The 20,985-nt window shown below is 61.2% G+C and carries 11 protein-coding genes and 1 other RNA gene; 10 read left to right on the top strand and 2 right to left on the bottom strand.

Translation table 11 applies throughout. The features are described from left to right. The first annotated feature begins 605 nt into the window (after positions 1-605). From ffs to AB5405_RS00285, 5 genes are all read left to right on the top strand, one after another. Positions 606-701, top strand: an RNA gene (gene ffs, locus AB5405_RS00305) — signal recognition particle sRNA small type. A 351-nt stretch (positions 702-1,052) separates the two neighbouring features. Further along, positions 1,053-2,918 (top strand): ABC transporter ATP-binding protein, encoded by a 1,866-nt coding sequence (locus AB5405_RS00300; protein ID WP_368137173.1) that lies wholly within the window; start codon positions 1,053-1,055, stop codon positions 2,916-2,918. Next, positions 2,919-4,778 (top strand): ABC transporter ATP-binding protein, encoded by a 1,860-nt coding sequence (locus AB5405_RS00295; RefSeq protein WP_368137172.1) that lies wholly within the window; start codon positions 2,919-2,921, stop codon positions 4,776-4,778. Positions 4,779-4,904: 126 nt separating this feature from the next. After that, complete coding sequence (bilS, locus tag AB5405_RS00290) at positions 4,905-5,456, top strand: flavodoxin family protein BilS (RefSeq protein ID WP_217108355.1); 552 nt, start codon at positions 4,905-4,907, stop codon at positions 5,454-5,456. A gap of 1,070 nt (positions 5,457-6,526) precedes the next feature. Next, on the top strand, positions 6,527-10,345 hold the full coding sequence (locus tag AB5405_RS00285) for a fibronectin type III domain-containing protein (protein ID WP_368137171.1): 3,819 nt from the start codon (positions 6,527-6,529) through the stop codon (positions 10,343-10,345). 548 nt (positions 10,346-10,893) lie between these two features. Here the strand turns inward: AB5405_RS00285 and AB5405_RS00280 are convergent. Next, on the bottom strand, positions 10,894-13,194 hold the full coding sequence (locus tag AB5405_RS00280) for an LTA synthase family protein (RefSeq protein ID WP_368137169.1): 2,301 nt from the start codon (positions 13,192-13,194) through the stop codon (positions 10,894-10,896). Positions 13,195-13,425: 231 nt separating this feature from the next. On the opposite strand from AB5405_RS00280, the gene AB5405_RS00275 reads away from it, so the two are divergent. The 5 genes from AB5405_RS00275 (at position 13,426) to AB5405_RS00255 (ending at position 19,184) form a co-directional block, all read left to right on the top strand. Then, the gene (locus AB5405_RS00275; protein ID WP_342996177.1) at positions 13,426-14,277 is read left to right on the top strand and encodes a nitroreductase family protein; all 852 of its coding nucleotides are present in this window, start codon (positions 13,426-13,428) and stop codon (positions 14,275-14,277) included. A gap of 159 nt (positions 14,278-14,436) precedes the next feature. After that, entirely contained in the window at positions 14,437-16,464 is a 2,028-nt protein-coding gene (locus AB5405_RS00270; RefSeq protein WP_035138754.1) for a KUP/HAK/KT family potassium transporter, read from the top strand. Positions 16,465-16,533: 69 nt separating this feature from the next. Further along, on the top strand, positions 16,534-16,728 hold the full coding sequence (locus tag AB5405_RS00265; RefSeq protein WP_006235656.1) for a hypothetical protein: 195 nt from the start codon (positions 16,534-16,536) through the stop codon (positions 16,726-16,728). Positions 16,729-16,840: 112 nt separating this feature from the next. After that, the gene (locus AB5405_RS00260) at positions 16,841-18,466 is read left to right on the top strand and encodes an ATP-binding protein (protein WP_368137167.1); all 1,626 of its coding nucleotides are present in this window, start codon (positions 16,841-16,843) and stop codon (positions 18,464-18,466) included. 4 nt (positions 18,467-18,470) lie between these two features. Next, on the top strand, positions 18,471-19,184 hold the full coding sequence (locus tag AB5405_RS00255; RefSeq protein ID WP_152078705.1) for a response regulator: 714 nt from the start codon (positions 18,471-18,473) through the stop codon (positions 19,182-19,184). A 93-nt stretch (positions 19,185-19,277) separates the two neighbouring features. Here the strand turns inward: AB5405_RS00255 and AB5405_RS00250 are convergent. Then, a partial coding sequence (locus AB5405_RS00250) for a class I SAM-dependent methyltransferase (RefSeq protein WP_368137165.1) occupies positions 19,278-20,985 on the bottom strand: 1,708 nt, incomplete at its 5' end.

Genomic DNA, 20,985 nt, shown 5'->3' with positions numbered 1-20,985 from the left:
GGACATGCACGTCCTTGTGCGTGTCGACGCCCGCGATGACCGTTTCGCCTTCCATTTTCGCTCCCCTCGGTCTGCCGCCTGCTCCGCGCCCGGGTCTCCCAGACATTGCACTGACGGGAGCGCTACAATCCAATTGGCTTGTCCGATTGTCCGCGCTCATGCTCCTATTAGGTCATGGCAGGACTCCGGGACGCGGATGCCGGGGCGAGACAGGTCGGATTTGAGGACGGCCGAAGAGGCGTCAGCAGGTCAGTGGGTCATCGTCCCGGCATTCAGCATCAGGGTAGCGCTGCGACGCGGAAATCGCGCGCCGTTGCCGCGCCCCGCAGTGCCCGCTTCCCCCGAGAACAATTATCAGTGCAGGTAGAAAGCTTGCCGATTTTCGAAAAAGTCGGCTATGGTCGACCCCTGTGGCCTAAACGTAGTAGATGGGCCCTTTCTGTGGTGCGGCACCAAGCCGGTCATTTTGGGATGGGACTATTTTGACTACTCATTGGCTGCTCTGGCAATCGGGCTGCAAAAGTAGTCAAAAAAGCTCCGTCCCAAATTAGCTACCTTGCTCTGGCGGGCGGGAGCAGGTAAGATATACCGAGCGCCTAGCGCGTTCGATGGGTTCGGATGACGACATGATCCGAATCTGGTCAGGTCCGGAAGGAAGCAGCCATAAGGAGCCTCTGTCGGGCATCCGAATCCATCGAGCGCACGGGCGTTTTTTTGGTGCCGCGACATGGCCCGGCCGGCGGCGAGGTATTTGGTGTCTCGCTGGTCCTCGGCTGCGCCTGCGGGATCGCTCGACTACCAAACACCTCGCCGCCGACCGGGCCCCGTCGTCCAAAAATCATCCGTAAAGGCGCGTTAATCTGAACAATTCAATCCCTTGTCTAGTGCTGCTCATTGGCTTTGCCAAAACATGTTCGGGCGCTTTGTCTCTGTGCCTAGTTTCCTGATTGTTTCGGGGGCTTGTTCTGTAACGAGTTGCTTACGCATCTCCAGGGCTCTCCGTACTATCATGAATCAGATTGAAGAGAGATGATGATAGGGAGCGCCTATACATGATTGAGCTGCTCAGGCGTTTTGGTGGTAAGTTTCGCCGGTATATGGTGATTGGTCCTGCGTGCAAGCTGATCGAAGTGATCTTTGACCTGCTGACGCCGCTGGTGATTGCCCAGATGATCGATAAGGGCATCGGTGCGCACGATGTGAACGCCGTTGTCCACTACGGTATGGTGCTTGGCGCCATGGCCGTGATCGGCATCTCGTTTACGCTTGTTTGCCAAAAGATGGCGGCGCTCACCTCGCAGGGCATGGGCACCGACATTCGCGGTGCGCTCTACCAGCACATCAATAAGCTGAGCTATGCCGAACTCGACCGCTTTGGCACGCCGTCGCTTATCACCCGCATCACCAACGACGTCAACCAGGTGCAGCTTGCCGTGGCGCTCGGCGTGCGTATGCTTATCCGCTGGCCCTTCCTGGCGGTGGGCTCTATGTGCGCAGCCCTTGCCATCGACCTTAAGCTCGGCATCATCTTTTTGATCTGCACGCCCGCTATCGGCCTGGTGTTTTGGTTTGTCATGGCGCGCTGCATCCCGTACTACAAGCAGCTGCAGGCAAAGCTCGACCGCATCGCGCTTATCTGCCGCGAAGGCCTTTCGGGCGCTCGCGTGGTTCGCGCCTTCGTGCGCGAGGACCACGAGCGCGAGCGTTTTGCCCAGGCGGCCGATGACCAGGCGCGTGTCGCGATCGCGGTGGGCAAGCTCTCGTCGATCCTCAACCCCGTCACGTTTTTGGTGATGAACCTGGGCGTGTGCGCCATCCTGTGGGTGGGCGGCATCCAGGTCAACGTGGGCGAGCTCACGCAGGGCCAGGTCATGGCGTTTGTGAACTACATGACGCAGACCCTGACCTCCATCGTGTACGTCGCCAACCTGGTCGTGGTCTTTACCAAGGCGAGCGCCAGCGCGTCGCGCATCAATGAGGTGCTCAACTGCGAGCCGAGCATCACCGACGAGGGCAACCAGCCGGTCGCGCTGCCCGAGCCGAGCGAACTGGCGGGTGGTGCTGCTCCAGTCCCCGCACTGAGCTTTGACCATGCGAGCTTCTCGTTTGGCGCCGGCGCGGCAAATGCCGTGAGCGATGTGACTCTGGAACTGCCGCTGGGCAAAACGCTCGGCATTATCGGTGGCACGGGCAGCGGCAAGTCCACGCTCGTCTCGCTTATCCCGCGCCTGTACGATGCGGGCACCGGCAGCGTGTGCGTGATGGGTGCCGACGTGCGCGCTTGGCCGCTCGACCAGCTGCGCCATGTGGTTGCGACTGTTCCGCAGCGTGCGTCGCTGGTGAGCGGCACTATCCGCAGCAACCTGACCTGGCGCGACGAGGCGGCAACCGACGAGGATCTTTGGGCGGCGCTCGATATGGCGCAGGCGAGCGAGTTCGTGCGCAACAAGCCGCAGGGGCTCGACGCCCCGGTCGAGGCGGGCGGCAAGAACTTTAGCGGTGGCCAGCGTCAGCGCCTGACTATCGCGCGTGCCCTGGTGGGTTCGCCGCAGGTTCTGATCATGGACGACTCCGCCTCGGCACTCGACTTTAAGACCGACGCGGCGCTTCGCCGTGCCATCCGCGAGCGCAGCGTGCGCGGTGCCGTCGAGGGCGGGCTGCCGCTCACGACGGTGATCGTAAGCCAGCGCGTCTCGACCGTGCGCGACGCCGACATGATCTGCGTGCTCGATCACGGCTCGGTTGCGGGCCTGGGCACGCATGACGAGCTGTATGCAAGCTGCCAGCTCTACCGAGAGATCTGCCAGTCGCAGCTGCGCCGCGAGGAACTCGAGGGCCAGCAGGGGAGTGCGGCGCCCGCGCCCGCCCCAGGCGCCCAGACCGCCCCTGCATCTGTCTGCGCAAAGGAGGGCTGCTAAATGAATCCGTACACTTCCTCCGGTTCGGTCGCCACGATGACGGCCAACGTGTCCGGTAACGATAACCTCAACGACCTGGGCGACGGTCCGCGCCAGCCCGGCGACCCTGAGCGCTATCCCGTGGGCGCGGTGACCCGCCGCCTGCTGGGCTATGTTCGCCCGCACCGCGTCTCGTTTACGGCATCGTTTGTGAGCGCCGCAATCTCGGTGATCTTGCAACTCTATACGCCCATCCTCATTGGCGAGGGCATCGACCTTATCGTCGCCGCCGGACAGGTGGACTTCGATGCGTTGCTGCCGCTTGTCACCAAGCTCGCGATTGTCGTCGTAGGTGCTGCGGCCTTCCAGTGGCTGCAGGGCTACTGCGTTAACCGTCTGTCCTACGAGACGGTGCGCGACATGCGCGTGGAGGCGAGCGACAAGCTCAGCCGCATGCCGCTCAGCTTTATCGACGGCCATGCCCACGGCGACCTCATGAGTCGCGTGGTCAACGATGTCGACCAGGTGGGCGACGGTCTGCTGCAGGGCTTTACCCAGCTTTTCACCGGCGTCATCACCATCGTGGGCACGCTTGCGTTTATGCTTTCCATCAACCTGACCATGACGCTCGTGGTGGTGCTCGTCACGCCGCTTTCCATTTTTGCAGCCGGCGCCATCGCCAAGCTCTCCAACAAGAGCTTTACGGCACAGCAGCGTATTCAAGGGCAGCTCGGTGGTCATATTGAGGAGTACGTAGGCGAGCAGAAGCTTGTCGACGCCTTTGCCTACGGCCCGAACGCCCAAGCGCGCTTCGCTGCCCTCAATGCCGAGCTCTACACCGCGGGTGAGCGCGCGCAGTTTATGGGTTCGCTCTCCAACCCCGGTACGCGCTTTATTAACAACATCATCTATGCCGTGGTCGCTGTGATCGGCTGCGTGGGCGTGATCACGGGCGTGCCCGCGGCGCTTACGGTGGGCGGCGTGCAGATTTTCCTGTCCTATGCTAACCAGTACACCAAGCCGTTCAACGAGGTCACCAACGTCATTACGCAGATCCAGACCGCGTACGCCTCGGCGCGCCGCATGTTCGCGCTGCTCGATGCACGCGAGCAGGAGCCCGATGCGCCAGATGCCGTTGAGCTTGCCGCCCCGCAGGGCGAGGTGACCTTTGAACACGTGGACTTTAGCTACGTTCCCGACCGCAAGCTGCTGCAGGACATCTGCATCGAGGCTAAGCCCGGCATGCGTTTTGCCCTGGTCGGTCCTACGGGCTGTGGCAAGACAACGCTCATCAATTTGCTGCTGCGGTTTTACGATATCGATGCCGGACGCATCATGGTCGATGGCCGGTCTTCGCGTGATTACACGCGCGCGAGCCTGCGCCGTGCCTTTGGCATGGTGTTGCAGGATACGTGGCTGTTCGAGGGCACGGTGGCGGATAATATCGCCTACGGCTGTCCCGACGCCACGCGCGAGCAGGTCATCGAAGCCGCCAAGCGCGCGCACGCGCACAAGTTTATCGTGCAGCTACCAGGCGGCTACGATACGGTAATCGGTGAGGACGGCGGCACGTTTAGCCAGGGCCAAAAGCAGCTGCTGTGCATTGCGCGCGTCATGCTCACCGACCCGGCTATCTTGCTGCTGGACGAGGCGACCTCGAGTATCGACACGCGCACCGAGCTGCAAGTGCAGGCGGCATTCGACGAGCTCATGGCCGGTCGCACGAGCTTTGTCGTAGCGCACCGCCTGTCGACGATTCGCAACGCCGACTGCATTCTGGTCATGCGCGACGGCGAGATTATCGAGCGCGGCACGCACGACGAGCTGCTGGCGGCAGGCGGCTTCTACGCCGAACTCTACCGCAGCCAATTCGCCCAGTGAGCACGGCCGTGGGGCAAATTAATCAATCGACAGACGGTGGTTTACATCTGTCACGTTAGTACTAAGATATTCATCTAATAAATTGCATTAGTGGCTTTAGTTTTGGGGGAAACGAGCAACGTGACTATGACATGCTCTTTGGTGGTCAACAGCAAGAGCGGTAATACCAGGATGGTTTCGGGCGCGATCAAGCGCGCTCTGCAGGCTGCGGGCGTTGAGTTTGTCCATGCCGCGGCATTGAGCGACGATGCGGATGCAGATCAGGTTGCGCTCGAGGCGCAGGGCGCCTGCGCGGCCGACACGGTGCTCGTCGGTTTTTGGTGCGACAAGGGTGCGTGCACGCCTTCGGTCGCGGCGTTGCTCTCCGCCTTGCACGGCAAGCGCGTCTTCTTGTTTGGCACCTGCGGTTTTGGTGCCGACCAGAGCTATTACCAGCAGATTATCGACCGCGTGACCTCCAATTTGGCCAACGATGCCGAGCTTGCGGGCTGGGCGATGTGCCAAGGCAAGATGGGTCCCGCCGTCAAGCAGCGCTACGAGGCAATGCTTGAGCAGGATCCCGAAAACGCCCGATTTAAGATGCTGCTCGACAACTGGGTTGCCGCGAAGGACCATCCCACCAAGGAAGATCTGGACAACATGGCTGCAGCCGCCAAAAAGGCCGTGCTGGGGGAGTAGCTCCCATCGCTGACGGCGGTCGGTCCATCTTTCTAAATGAAACGTCCTCCCGGGCGTCGGGGCACGAAGTTCCCTGCTCTACAGTCCTGCGCAAGACGAAGGCCACATTAAGTGGCCTTCTTTGCGTGCGGAACTCGCGATGAACTTCGTGCCCCGCCGTCCGGGAGGACGCCTCTTTATTGATGGGAGGCCTGATAGGTCGATGGTTCCGTGCCCGGATGCGTCCAAAGTGGGACGGGCTTTCCGGATGGGCAGGCTTTCGAAAAATGCGTCCCGGAATTTGCCTTTGGAATGGGACGTAGTTTCCCGTTGAGGTGCTTTGCGGAAAGTGCATCCCACTCTGGGCGGTCGAAGTGGGACACACTTTCCCAAAGGCGCTCCAACGGGAAATTGCGTCCCATTATTCGGTCAAGAAACGGGATGCATTTTCCCAATGAGAGCAAAACCGGAAAATGCATCCCACAATCAGCCCTCAAAGTGGGACGCCGTTTCCCAATGAGGCTCAAGCGGAAAATGCGTCCCGGAATTTGCGCTCAAAGTGGGATGCGGTTTCCGGTTGAGGGTCTAAGGGGAAAATGCGTCCCAGAATCGACGCTTGAAATGGGATGCAGTTTCCCGATGAGGCACTCGACGGAAAATACATCCCAGAAATGGCCTTTGAGCTGGGATAAGATTTCCGCGGCATCTCGGATTCTCAAAAATGAGACACGCCGTTGGCGAAAATGAGACACGTGATATCGGGCATCGGATGTATCATTTGCAAAAATGAGTCCACTCCACTCGAATAAAGCGAGGTCCCTCATGTACGTTCCACACCCCCGTATCCGTAGGCTGTCGAAAATCCCGCTTGTTGGGACGGCGGCGCTTGCTGCGTTGATCGCCACGAGCGTCGCCTGCTTCACGGCCACGCCCCAGGTTGCCCAGGCGGCAGACGCGCCCGCAATCACCGATATGACCGAGCAGGATTATCAAGCCCTGGGTCTGGGCACGAGCGAGGACATTCCGGCCGATACCGTTGGCCCCTATTCCACTGATACCCCACGACGTTTGCCACGCGCAGCGAGGTCTATATGGCAGCTAACGGTAGCCATGGCAATCGCTACACTCTGCGCGACAAGCTCGAGAACGTCGAGCGCGGTGACATTGGCGGCAGCAGCAAACTCACCGATGGCTATGGAAGTGTGTGGGGCGCCGCAAAGTTCTGGCAAAACGTCAACAACTTCGATACGAACAGCGATTTCTACAAGCATAGCGACTACGGTGGCGGCACCTGGTCGTACCTAAGCAACAATGAGTCCTCAACAGTACTCGCCAACGACAACAACGGTTTCTCGGGCATTCACGCCACGAGTGTTGAGTTCTGCAGCGACGCCAGCACGGGCAAAAAGAGCCGCGTTGCCGAGCTCCGTGCCTACGGCGACAGTTCCTCCACGACGATTGACGGCAAGTCATACGCCGGAAAGGTTGAGCTGGTCCTCTACTCGTTTAGCAACGGGCGTACGCGCACTCTCGACACACACCTGCCGGTGACGGTCAACACTAATATGATGTACGAAGGCCGTTTTAAGTACCTGGATGCCGGTTACCTGCAAGAGCACGACGCCGTCTTTGATGTCGAGGCGGGCGATGTCGATGGCGACGGCGTCGACGAGCTTTTTGTCTACGCGGGCTGCTATGTCGACGAGAACGGCGTGCGCAAGGCTGTAGTCGACATGTATGACTTGGAGGGCGGCAACTGGAAGCAAAGCGTCGTCAAGATCGATGCCGGTAACGCCGCGGACTACACCACGCACAACAAGGGCGGGAACGACTCCTGGACGCAGCTTCAGTCAGCTCCTGTCGTTTCGCTAGCGGCCGGCGACCTCGATCGCGATTTTTGCGATGACCTCGCCATCGTGGTCTCGGCACCCTACGGCAAGAAGAATATTGATAAGTCGACGCATTGCGAGCTGTTTTCGTGGGATGCATCCAAGGGTGCGCTCGTCCATGTCGATGCTCTGGGCGACGCGGGCGCAATCTCCCTCTCCGCGAACGGCAAGACCATGGTCGCTGCGAATGCGACGTTCGGCACGTTTGCCGCCTACGATGAAGAAGGAAAGAAGACGGGTGAAACCGTCACGGGCCTTATTCTTGCGGGCTATGACTGGCAACGCAGCGCTTTTGATTACGGCGCTTCTGACGGCAGCAAGGGGCTGTACGGCGCGCTGTACCGCTACGCGTATTTTGACTCGGAGTCTGGCGAGTTCAAGCTTTCCGATTGTAAGGAATACAGAGACGGGCTCCTCGCCTCCTATGGGCTGATGCATGTGCCCACCAGCGCATGGAAGGATAGCGCTCAGGATAAGCGCTATCCGTGCACCTTGGCGCCTATTGCCCTTGCCACTGCCAACCTTGACGGCCTGTCCGAGCAGCTGGCGGTCGACGAGGTGCTCGTGGGTGGCGATGTGTTCCGCGACTTTGCCTGCAACACGGCACAGAGCGGGGCTCAGGGCTTGGGGTCCATGGTCGGAACCATGAGCATGAGCGGTCAGCAATACAACAGCAGCAACAAGCATGACCACAAGGGTATAGAGCAGGTGTGGATCAGCGACGTCAAGGCGGGCAGCGTCTCGGGTTCGGACCGCTATAACGAGAGCTTTATCGCCGTGGTGGGCAAGCACCGCGACGAGGACCTGCGCAAGAACGATGACTACTATTGGATGACCGCCTCGCATTTTTCGCTCGACGAGAACGGAAAGGTGCGCCGCGGCGAGGAGCAGGTGATTAGCGAGAGCAACCGTCGCGGCACTACCTACGGCACATTTATCTCGCTCGCGCTGCCCGATGTCGACAACGACAGCGTCAAGATCACGTACAAGGACCGCTACAAGGTCTATACCAACCCGCGCGTGCTTGCCGTGCTGCAGGATGCGCCCTATGTTGAGGATCTGGAGCAGGCATACGGCTATCTGGTGTTGGGCGGCACGTCATACGGAGAGGAAAAGGGCACGGGGACATCCCAGGGCTATACCATTGGCGCCGAGTTGGGCGTTGCCGTCGAGGTGCAGACCGGTCCGCCCCTGGTCGCGATGAATGCTTCAGTCGATTTTGCCGCCGAGGGATGCTATGACTACCGGAGCGAGCGCACGGTCAGCGCAAGCGTAAGCTATGAGTCGCATGCCGGCGAGGGTGACAAGGCCGTGCTCTACACGATTCCGATGGTCTATTACGAGTATGAGATCGAAAATGAGGAAACTGGTGGCAAGGGCGTGATGGCGGCGCCCGTGTCGCTCGGCGCGCAGACCTCGGTCGTTAATGTCGAGGCCTATGACCGCATTGCCAAACAGCACAATATGACGCCGCTCAGCTACTTTTTGACCAACCGGTCGGGAGAACCCGGAACCTATCAAACGACGCTCAACGGCGAGACTCCCGTTGGGGATTCCTTTGGCCTGGGCAAGCCTGGCGTAACGCGCGCCTACACGCACGATGGGTTTAACGGCGCCGCTGCGCAGTCGGGGGCGAGCATTGAGCAGACCATCGAAGTCGAGGAGGGCAAGGAGCAGGAGCTCGAGCTCGGCTTGACGCTGAACGGCAGCGTTGTCATGGGCGCGAAGCTCGCAAAGCACGAGTTGTTTGGCGGCCTGTGCTTTGGTGCCAACGCCGGCTTTACTACGGGTAACTCCTCGAGTGAATCGACCGAATACGGCGGCACCGTCGACAACCTGCCCGAGGCCGCGCAGGGCAAGTACGGTTTTGTGTGGCGTCTGGGCGTCAACGCGGTGGATGTCGACAAGTTCGAGGCAGACTCGGGCGACAAGCTCGGCACCAAGGACACCGACCAGTTCTGGATCGTGGGCTATGACGTTAAGGACGTCGAGATGCCCGACGCGCCGGCCGTGACGGGCTTTACGGCAAACGCCGTCGATTCGACCAGCGTTACGTTTAGCTGGGACGATGTACTCGCAAACAAGAGTGGCTTTAGCTACGGCGTGGGCATGCTGCAGAGCAATGCGGCGGATGCGGTCGTCAATAGCTGGAAGATTGCCGACAACACGCAGACCTCGCTCAAGTGGGATGGGCTGCAGCCCAATACGGAGTATCGATTCGCCATCGCCGCCGTTAAGAATGGATCCACGACCGAAACAGGTATTCGCTCGGCAATCATCACGGTCAAGACCATGCCCGATGGCATGACGATGACCGTGAGCGGACCTGCGGCGGATGCTGCGGAGGGGTCGGATCTTGGATACGACTCTTCGGTTGAGCGCGCGGCGGGAAGCCACCTGACGCTCTCGGCGATTGGCCATGTGAAGCAACTCGGTGCCGACGATAGCGAAACAGGGCTGGCACCGACCTATATGTGGTACCGCAAGGGCCGCGGCGAGACAGAGTTTAAGCTCGTGGGTGCCGATGGCAACCTCGCGGCTGGAACGGCCTCAAAGCTCGAGATTGACCTGACCGCAGACGATGACGGTGCGCAGTATTACTGCCACGTGGGATACAACGACGTGGGCCTCGACACCGGCACGACGCTCGTGAATATCGAGGCCGAGGAGACGGCGCCCACAACGGTGAACGCCACCCCGATCCGCACGCGCCGCCTGTTCTCACAGGCAAGTGCGGGCGCCAAGAAGTTCCTGGACCATACGCTGGTAAACACCGCCGGCCCAACCGATTCCGAAGGCTCAAAGGACCCCGAGACTCCTGAGACCCCGACGAACCCGGACAAGCCAAAGTCCGACAACGGAGCTAAGACCGACACCAAGGTCAAGACTACGACCACAGCGAAGAACCTCGCAAACACCGGCGACCAAACATTCGCCCTAGTCGCCACCGCAGCAGCAGCGGGAGCAACGTTCGTAGTGATAGCCCTCATCATGCTGATCAAGCGCCGCAAGACCCACTAGTAGCCAGTCGAACATATCGACAACCCAAAAAAACAGGCCACCCGGGTTTTCTGTTGAGTGGAGACTCCGCAAGCGGAAACTGCGTCCCATAATTAGGCCGAGAAATGGGATGAACTTTCCCAATGAGAGCCAACCGGAAACCACGTCCCAGAATCAGCCCCCAAAGTGGGACGCACTTTCCCAACGAGCCTCAACCGGAAAATACATCCCGGAATCCAGCTGAATAGTGGGACACACTTTCCCAATCGGGTCCCAAGCGGAAACTGCATCCCATTCCAGACAAGAATTCCGGGACACACTTTCCGCAAACAAAGAAGGCCACATAACGTGGCCTTCAACTTATATATGTTCAGCGGATACCCCTATGACAAGCCGTGTCCCAACAACAAGGCGTCTGTCCGGGCGGAGGTATGTAAGGTTCATCGCGAGTTCCGCACGCAAAGGGGGCCACTTAATGTGGCCCCCGTCTTGCGCAGGACTGTCCGAGCAGGGAACCTTATATGTCTCCGCCCGGACAGACGTTTCAGTTATGAACTCGCAGCTGGTCGCTACTTGATCTTGGTCGTACCCGGTGCCAGGTTGGGGTCGGTCTCGTTGGCCTCGGTCTGGAAGTGCTCGGTGTACACGTTCTTGCCGTCGCGGAACATCTCGTAGTACTGCATCTTGGCGTAATCTTCGCGCGCCTTGGTGGCGGCTGCGGCATCGGCGTCGTCACCGGTGACGTTGGAGGAAAGCGCCCAGCGCAGGCTGGCGTCCTCGTAGCCCACCGAGTTGATAGCGGGCAGCGACTCGCGCAGCGTCATGTGCGCCTTCTGGTAGTCGGAAAGCGGGGCGCCGATCAGCTGCATAAGCTGGGTGGACAGGTAGTTGGTGGACAGGTCGTCGACCTCGCTCGTCTGGTCACAACCGGCAACGTCGTAGTTAGCCCAAATGATGTAGTCGGTCTGCCACAGGCGCTCCTGATGCGTGGCATCGTCTTCGCCGGTAAACCACTTATCGTTGAACTTGGACGGGAAGAACGGCTGGTGGTCGCCCCAGAACACCACGACCACCTTACGGTCGAGCTTGCTCAGGGCGTTGAGGAAGTAGCGAAGCGCCTGGTCGGACTGCTCGATGCACGAGACATACTCGTCGACATCGGAGAGCGTGCCGTCCTCGACGGTCTTGGCGTCCAGATCGGTCGTGTCGATGTTGAGGTGCATCTGCTTGTCGACCGGCAGCAGACCCGTATCGTAGCCCGAGTGGTTCTGCATGGTCACGTCGAAGATAAACTGCGGATCGGCGTTCTGGTCGAGCAGCTCAAGAATCTTGTCGTAGGTAGCCTGGTCGGTCACCATGCCGCGCAAGGTGTCGGCTCCCTGGAAATCGTTGATGGACAGGAACTGGTCAAAGCCAAAGTCCTTGTAGACGTTCTCGCGGTTCCAGTTGGTTGCGTGATTGGGGTGCATAGCCGTGGTGGAATAGCCGAGCGATTTGAACTGCTCTGCCAGGTTCCCGGTCGTTTCCATGTTGTAGATGGTGTAGGGGTACACGCCCGAGCCCAGGTTGGCCATGGAGTTGCCGGTCATAAACTCAAACTCGGTATTGGCGGTGCCGCCGCCGTAGGCGCTCACGTAGAGCTTGCCGCGGCTGAGGCAGTCGGACAGGCTCTTAAAGTACTGCGGACCCTCGTAGCCGGCGCGCATGTTCTGGTAGATCGACAGATCCGAGAACGTCTCGTTCATGATGGCGATGACCGTGGGCTTCTCGCTGTCGAACTGCTCCTTTGCGGCGGCGCGCTCGTCGCTCTTGGCCGCGTCGGACTTGTCGTAGGCCTTGGCGTACTTTTTGAGCGTGGCCTTGGCATCGTCGACGGAGTAGTCGGCGGGTTTGGGCGGCTTGATGGACTGCGCTGCGCTAATGAAAGCGGGCAGGTAGCCCTCGCGCCAGTAGCTCTCGAGCGGACGCCAGGTGTAGACGGTGATGCCGAGAGTGTTGTAGTAGTCGATGAGCGTAACATGCGCGGTCACACCGCCCAGGCACAGCACGGCCACGAGCAGGTTGGTGAGCAGCATGCGCTTGGCGTTGGCGGCGCTCTTCTGACGGTGCGGTGCCACCAGGCCGGCGTACTCGCATAGCAGCATGGCGATGGCGGTAAAGCCCATGGACAGCACGCAGAACAGCGAGATGGAGAAGGTGTAGCCGGTGCCGGCGACCGCGGCGGCGGTGGAGATGGCCGAAAGGTCGCCCGGCTGGATGGGCATGGACTTAAACGTGATAACGAAGAACTCGGCAATGCCCAGGATAAAGAGGGCAAAGGCCAGGACCGCGGGGGCTGCGCCGTGGCGCTGGAATAGGAAGAACAAGCCGACCATGAGCGTGGCGATGATGGCCCACTCGAGTAGGATGCACAGGGGGTAGACCCAGGTAAAGTCGTGGTTGGACGATACCTCCATGCCCAGCAGCGCAAAGACGCCGGCGAGCAGCAGGCACAGGACGGCGGCGACGAGCGGTTTGCCCACAAAGGCGCCGCGCAGGCGGGCGAGCTTGCCGGTGGGGGCGGGGGCGTCGGGCGCGGCGAACGCAAAGACGCGCGGGGCGATGCGGTCGCGTGCGATGCTGGCCCAAGCGCAGCCGGTGAGGATGGCGTTGGTCAGGATGAGCATCACAAAGGCGAGCGGCTCGTTTTGAGCGACGAGGCCCACGGCGCCCCAAATAGTCAAAAAGACCTGGAACAGGCCGAAGGCGACGCTCCACCCAAGAGCGCTTTTGGCAACGGTGCCCGACTTTGCGCGAATGGCTTTGGCCTCGCGCAAGACAAGGTAGACGGTCGCCGCAAGACCGACGAGCGAGATGGCGGCAGCGAACATGCTGAGACTCCTCACAAACTAAAACCTACGAAAGCGGGGGTTTACCCGATTGTTACCAAGATATGCACTGCAATTGGTGGCTGCGCACAACAACCAGCCATATTAACGCGCGCGTGTGGCGGTGTGGCGCAATGTAGTGGCGACCTGCGCGATAATGGACGGGAATTACACGGAAACGTAAAGGCTTCTTAAAGAATTAGCGAGGATGAGGCGATGAACGAACGGGCTTGTATGACGAGTGCGGGTGACGTGGACGCTGGCATGGACGCGGGCGGCTATCCGGTCGAGACGACGGGCAATGCGGTGCTGGACACGTTGGAGCACCGTTCCTCCACGCGTGCCTTCGCGCGTGATGACGACGACCGTCCCGTGGCGGTGACCGACGAGCAGCGGGCGGCAATTTTGCATGCGGCGAGTCGCGCGCCGTCGGCGGGCGCCATGATGATGTATTCCATCGTGAGCATTCGCGAGCAGGCTACGCTGGATCGTCTGGCCGACCTGTGCGACCACCAGCCCATGATCGCCAAGGCGCCCTGGGCACTTATATTTGTGGTCGACTATGCCAAGTGGATCGATCTGTTTGAGCACGTGGGCTGCTTTGAGCCCGAGTTTGTAGAGCGTACGGGCAAGGCGCCCCGCCGCGCGCCGGGTCTGGGCGACTTTGCCATCGCGGCTCAGGATGCCGTGATCGCCGCGCAAAACGCCGTGGTTGCCGCCGAGGCCCTGGGGCTGGGGAGCTGCTATATCGGCGACATCGTCGAGAACGCCGAGGAAGTTGCCGCGCTGCTCGATCTGCCGCCCTATACCATGCCGCTGTCGATGCTCATCATCGGCACGCCCCGTAAGGAGCGTCCGGCCATTGCGCATCCCGTGGTGAACCTGGTGCACGAGGAGCGCTACTGCCGCGCCGATGCTGCGACTATGGACGCGCAGGTAGCCGAGATGGACGCGATGTTCCGTCCGCATGCCCGCGTGGTGGGGGAGCGCGTCGTGGACATCTATACCCGCAAGCACACGAGTCCCTTTATGGCCGAGATGAGCCGCTCCATGGAGTGGTGGTTCAAAAATTGGCTCGGAAAATGACGGATGCGACAAAGAGACAGTCCCTTTGTCACATTCCATATCGCCGAGGTGGCTTAAAGGCCGTATAAATGTTTATCTAGCTGGGAAAACAGTGCCATTCAAACATGGGCCGATTACCTATAATTCCTTCGAACATTAAAGTTGGGAGGAAACCGGCTTATGGAACAAAAGGCCAAGGAGGCAGCTTCGCACGCTGCGATTCCTGTGAGCATCTCGGCGATGCTCGTCACGCTGGGCGTGGTGTACGGCGATATCGGCACCAGCCCTATGTATGTAACCAAGGCGCTCGTTGCCGGCAACGGCGGCATCGGAAGCGTCACGGAGGAGTTCGTGCTCGGCGCGCTCTCCCTTGTCGTGTGGACGGTCACGTTGCTGACCACCATCAAGTATGTGCTCATCTCGCTGCGCGCCGATAACCATGGCGAGGGCGGTATCTTTGCCCTGTACAGTCTGGTCAAGCGCTGTGGCAAGTGGCTTATCATCCCCGCCATGCTAGGTGGCGCCGCGCTGCTCGCCGACGGCATCCTCACGCCGGCCGTTACCGTTACCACGGCCATCGAGGGCCTGCGCACCATCCCGGCGGTCCATGCCGTGCTGGGCGATGACCAAGGCCGCGTCGTCGCCATTACGCTCGCCATCATCATCGTGCTCTTCTTGGTACAGCGCATCGGTACGGCCAAGATCGGTCACGCCTTTGGCCCCATCATGACGCTGTGGTTCCTGTTCCTGGGCGGCACGGGTCTGTTCTTTGTCTTCCAGCACCCCGCCGTGCTGCTGTGCCTCAACCCGGTGCGCGGCATCGCCTTTTTGCTGAGCCCCAACAACCACGCGGGCATCATGATTCTGGGCAGCTGCTTCCTCGCCACCACCGGTGCCGAGGCGCTCTACTCCGACATGGGCCACGTCGGCCGCGGCAACATCTACGCTACCTGGCCGTTCGTTAAGTGCTGCCTGCTGCTTTCCTATATGGGCCAGGGCGCTTGGCTTATGAACAACGCCGCCAACCCCGAGCTCATGGGCATTGCCGATCTCAACCCGTTCTACCAGATGCTCGCCCCGGGCCTGCGCCCGTTTGCCGTCGGCCTTTCTACCGTCGCGGCCATCATTGCCTCGCAGGCGCTCATCACCGGCGCATTCTCGCTGGTGTCCGAGGCCAGCCGTCTGGACCTCATGCCGCACATGCAGGTCTTCTACCCTGCCGAGACCAAGGGCCAGCTCTACATCCCCATGGTCAACAACGTCATGCTTGTCGGCTGCGTCATCGTGGTGCTGCTGTTCCAGAACTCGGCGCATATGGAAGCCGCGTACGGCCTTGCCATTACGCTGACTATGATGTGCACCACGCTGCTGCTCTTCTTCTACCTGCACGAGGAGCGCAAGCTCAAGGTTGCTCCGTGGATCTTCGCGGCCTTCTTCCTTTTGCTCGAAGGCTTCTTCTTCGTGAGCTCGCTCACCAAGTTCTTCCACGGCGGCTATTTCACCATCCTCATGGCTGCACTCATCATGGGCATTATGGTGTGCTGGTACAACGGCACGGCGGTCGAGCAGCGCCAGTTTACGCTGCTGCCGCTGCGCAGCTACCTGCCGCAGCTCAAGCGCCTGCGCGACGACGACCGTTACGAGCGCATGAGTGACAACGTCGTGTACCTGACCAAGGACACCCATACCGACTACATCGACCGCGATATCGTCTATTCGATCTTGGACAAGCATCCCAAGCGTGCCCGCGCCTGGTGGTTCGTGAATGTCGAGACCATGGACGAACCGCACACCTTTGCCTATTCGGTCGAGACGTTCGGCACCGACTACGTGTTCCGCGTGCACCTGTACCTGGGCTACAAGATCAACCAGCGCGTCAATGCCTACCTGCGTCAGGTTGTTCAGGACCTGGCTGCCACCGGCGAGCTGCCGCCGCAGACGCATGACTACTCGGTCTACAAGGATCCGGGTAACATCGGCACGTTCAAGTTCGTCCTGATCCGTAAGCTTCTGGCGCCCGAAAGCGATGTGGAGCCCAGCGAGCGTACGGCCATCACGCTCAAGTACATCATTCGCCGCGCCGCCGGCACGCCCGCGCGTTGGTACGGCCTGGAGAACTCCAACGTGAGCTTTGAGTACGTGCCGCTGTTCACCAAGTTCAAGGCCGTGAACAAGATGCAACGCCTGGCTCCCAACGAGCGGCCGTAGTCGACGCTCGAGGTTTGTCTGCGAACGGGCGGGCTTGTATTGACGGGGATTGAGTCCTGGGAGGAAACCATGGATGCAAAGGTGCTTGACGGTTGCGATCTTGCGACCGAGCTGGTGCGTGAGGTACGCGCCGATGCTGCCGAAGATCGGTTCTTTACGAATCGGGCCAACATGGACATGGCCGACCGCGTGATTTCGATCGTGGTGACGGTGCTTGTCGCGGCGTGCGTGTGCGCACTGCTCGCGCACGTGCTGTTTGTCTAGCGACCGCCGGTTGCAAAGGCTATACACTTGGAACCACCACAAGGGAAACCACCACAAAGGTGCCTGTCCCCTTTGTGGTGGTTTTTGTTTTTGAGAGAGGGGCGGGACGCTGATGGACGTCCGTACGGACGGCGATATTGCCGATAGCTTTTGGTGGCGGCGCACAACGCTGACGCGCCGCACTCCTCTGTATGACGCCTGCGTATCGGTGGGGCTGCTGGTCGCGGCGACGATTGTGGGCGCGCTGCTCGACCATCCGGGTCTCGCGCCGAGCATCATGATCGTCTATGTGTTTGCCGTTCAGCTGTGCGCATTCTTTACCTGGAGTCGCCTGTATTGCTTGCTGAGCTCGGCTGCCGCCGTGGCGCTCTACAACTTCTTGTTTGTCGACCCGCGCTACTCGCTGTCGCTTATCGACCGCGGCTATCCCGGCATGTTCTTCATCATGTTCGTGGTCTCGCTTGTGTCGAGTTCGATTGCGTTGGCCCTGCGCCGCGCCTTGGCACAGGCTGCCGCCAGCGACCGCCGCACGCATATGGTGCTCGAGACCAACCGCATGCTGCAGCGGTGCGCCGATCAGCATCAGATCGTTCACGCCATGGCCACGCAGCTGGCGCGTCTTTCGGGCTGTCCGGTCGTGTGGTACAGCGCCGACGCCGAGGGCGATGACCTGCTGCCGCGTGCGACGTACACAGCCGTGGGCGATGCCGCCCCGGTGCACGAGCTGGCGCCGCAGATGCCGCCGCGGCTCTCGGCGTCCGCCTATGTGGGAACGCCGCTCGATGCCACCTATGGCGGCTCGGCGTTTTATGGCATCTACCTGACGGTTCGCACAGGCGACGGCTTCGTGCGCTCGGGCGACCCCACCTCGGTGGTGGGCGTGCTGGCTATCGTTGCCGAGCCCGACGTGCTGACGCACGAGGAGCGGACGCTTGCCGATGCCATCGTGAGCGAAGGCGAGCTGGCGCTCGATCGCGCCCGCGCCATGGAGGCCCGCGAGGAGGCGGCGGTGCTTGCCAAAAATGAGCAGCTGCGCGCCAACCTGCTGCGCTCCATCTCGCATGACCTGCGCACGCCGCTCACCAGTATTTCGGGCAATGCCGATGTGCTGCTCGACCAGGGCTCGACCGGCACCGCGGTGCTCGATGCCCAGACGCGCCGCAGCATGCTGCTGTCCATTCGTTCTGATGCGCAATGGCTCAACGCCACCGTCGAGAACCTGCTCGCCATCACCAAACTCGAAGGCGGCGGCATGCATCTTTCGACTACGCTCGAGCTCATGGACGATATCGTCGAGGAGGCGCTGCGCCATGTGAACCCGGCCGTGCGCGAGCACGACCTTAAAGTGGTGGCGTGCGATGAGCCGGCGCTGGTCAATGTCGATGCGCGTCTGATGGTGCAGCTGGTGGTGAACCTGGTGAATAACGCCATCACCTATACGCCCGCAGGCTCGCATATTGTTATTTCGATTGATGTCGACGGCGGGCGCGTGACGTGCTCGGTTGCCGATGATGGCCCGGGCATTGCGCCCGAGGATCGCGAGCGCATCTTTGAGTCGTTCTACACCGCCAACCACGGTCTTGCCGACAGCCACCGCAGCGTGGGCCTGGGTCTTTCGCTCTGCCGCTCCATTGCGCTGGCGCATGGCGGTAGCATAGAGGTTGCCGCGGCGGACCCGCACGGTTCGGTCTTTACGATTGAGCTTCCCGCCGCCGACGTTTCGTTTGATAAGGAGTAGCGCTGTGCCGAACTCTGCCGTAAAACCGCTCATCTTGGTCGTTGAGGACGACCCCGCCGTCCGCAATCTTATCGTTGCCGCGCTCGAGGCGCACGGCTTGCGCCATATGGCTGTGGAGACCGCCCATGCCGCCATCGCCGCCGCCTCATCGCAGGCACCGAGCATTGTGCTGCTCGATCTGGGCCTGCCCGATATGGACGGCGTCAAGGTGGTGGAATCGGTGCGCGCATGGTCGGGCATGCCGATCATCGTGGTCTCGGCGCGCAGCGAGGACGCGGACAAGATTCGCGCGCTCGATGCCGGCGCCGACGACTATCTGACCAAGCCGTTTTCGGTCGAGGAGCTGCTCGCGCGTATTCGCACGACGCTCAGGCGCCTCTCGTATGCGCAGATTGGCATGGGTGCGTCCGAGGGCTCGTTCGATACCGGTGAGCTGCATATCGATTTTGATGCCGGCATCGCCACGATGGATGGCGAGGAGTTGCACCTGACGCCGATCGAGTACAAGTTGCTGTGCCTGTTGGCCCATAACGCCGACAAGGTGCTCACGCACCAGTTTATCCTGCACGAGATTTGGGGCACGGCAACTAAGAGCGATCTGGCGAGCCTGCGTGTCTTTATGGGCACGCTGCGTAAGAAGATCGAGTCCGACCCCGCGCATCCGCGCTATATCCAGACGCACGTGGGTATCGGCTACCGACTGGTCACCCAAGGGTAGATCGCCAACCACCATCCCAATATGAGTTGCGGTGAAATAGTTCCTGTTTGGGCCTTTACCAGGCTTTTTAGGAACTATTCCACCGCAACTTTGTTATTTGCCCTTGGGCTTGCTGGCGTAGAACTTCTTCTTTTTGGGCTTACCGGCGGGGGAGGGGCTGCCGGTGACGTGCGGCTTGCCGTCGCCGGCGTGCACATGGCCAGGCACTGCCGCGTGAGGCTTGCGAGCCGCGGGGTTGCGCAGTTCCTCGACTCGCTCGGCAATTTCCTCGGCGCTAAAGCCGACTTCGGCCATGGCGTCCTCGATGGGCAGGCGGCGCACGATATAGCAGTGGTGCACCTTCTGGTTGCGCGCGAAATCCTCGGGGATGGTCTGCGCCGTTATGTCCTGTAGCACCACGCCCGCGCGTGCGAGCTTGCGCGTCTCGGGGCGGAAGCCGCGCAGGTTGCAGCTAAAGATGGCGTGCCCGCCCTGTGCGAGCAGGCGCGATACGCCGGCCAAAAGCTCAACATGGTCGCGCTGGACATCCCAGGTGCGTCGGCCCATCTTGGACGAGTTCGAAAACGTGGGCGGGTCGACAAAGATCAGGTCCCAGCGGTTGCGCGTCTGGCGCTGGTCGCGAATCCAGGCGAGCACGTCGTCGCGCACAAAGTGATGCTGCGGACCCACAAAGCCGTTCTGGCGCATGTTGCGCTCGGCCCAGTCCAGGTAGGTGTTGGAAAGGTCGACCGTCACGGTCTCCTCGACGCCGCCGTCTGCCGCATAGCAGGTGGCGGTACCGGTGTAGGCGAACAGGTTGAGGAAGCGGCGCGCCTGCTTGGCATGCTCACGCACCAGGTTGCGAGTGACGCGGTGGTCCAGGAAGATGCCCACATCCAGGTAGTCGTCAAAGTTGACGGCAAAGGTAAGGCCGCCCTCTTCGATGAGCGGGAGGTGACGGCGCGCGATGTTGGCGCGCTCGCCCGAGCCACCCTTGCCAGCGCCCTGCTTGCCGTACTGCGAGCCGCCGCGCGAACGCATGCGGGCCTTGGCGTGCACGTGCTCGGCCGGAACATCCAGAATGCGCGGCGCGATGGCCAAGATGTCGAGCATGCGGGCCTGGGCCAGCGCGGGGTCGATGGTCTTGGGCGCGGCATATTCGGCGATGACGAGCCAGCGGCCCGGCGTCTGCGGGCATCCCTCGTACAGGTCGATGGCGGCGGAGTAGTCGGGTAGGTCGGCATCGTAGACGCGGTAGCAGCTCACTCCCTCGCGCTTCGCCCACTTGCGACGCAGGCGGGCGTTCTTGCGCAGGCGGTTGGCGAACTGCTCCGACTCGGGGATGAGCACGGGCAGCGGCTTGCCGTCGCCTAGGTCGAGCGTGGCGGCGGGCTCGGGCATGGGGGCGTTGGCGGTTTCGTCTTGGGCATCTGCGGTCTGCTCCTCGGCATCTGCGCTGGTCGCAGCCTCAAATGCCGCGGCGGCGTGGTCGAGCGAAGGCCAGACCTCGATGGTCGCCTCCTCGTTATTGGGCATGATGGCGATTGAGTGCTCGGGCTCGGCATGGAGTGCGCGGGCCATAAGGCCATCGCGGGTGAGCGCGGCGACCGGCGCCGCGGCAAGCTCGGGCGCGCGGCGCAGCTCGCCGATGAGTGTCAAAGTGTCATGCATGAGCGAAAGCGGTGTCTCGGTCGTATCCGCGACCACGGCGGCACCGGCGACGGCGCCTACATGGTCCAGTACGGTGGCGGACTTGGCGGCGCAAAAATCGACAAAACGCTTGTGGCCGGCGCACTTGACCATGCGCTCGGCAGTCTTGCGG

Source organism: Collinsella aerofaciens, assembly GCF_040920445.1.
GTDB classification, from domain to species: Bacteria; Actinomycetota; Coriobacteriia; order Coriobacteriales; family Coriobacteriaceae; genus Collinsella; species Collinsella aerofaciens_BH.
This window is presented reverse-complemented; position numbering and strand designations above follow the sequence as displayed.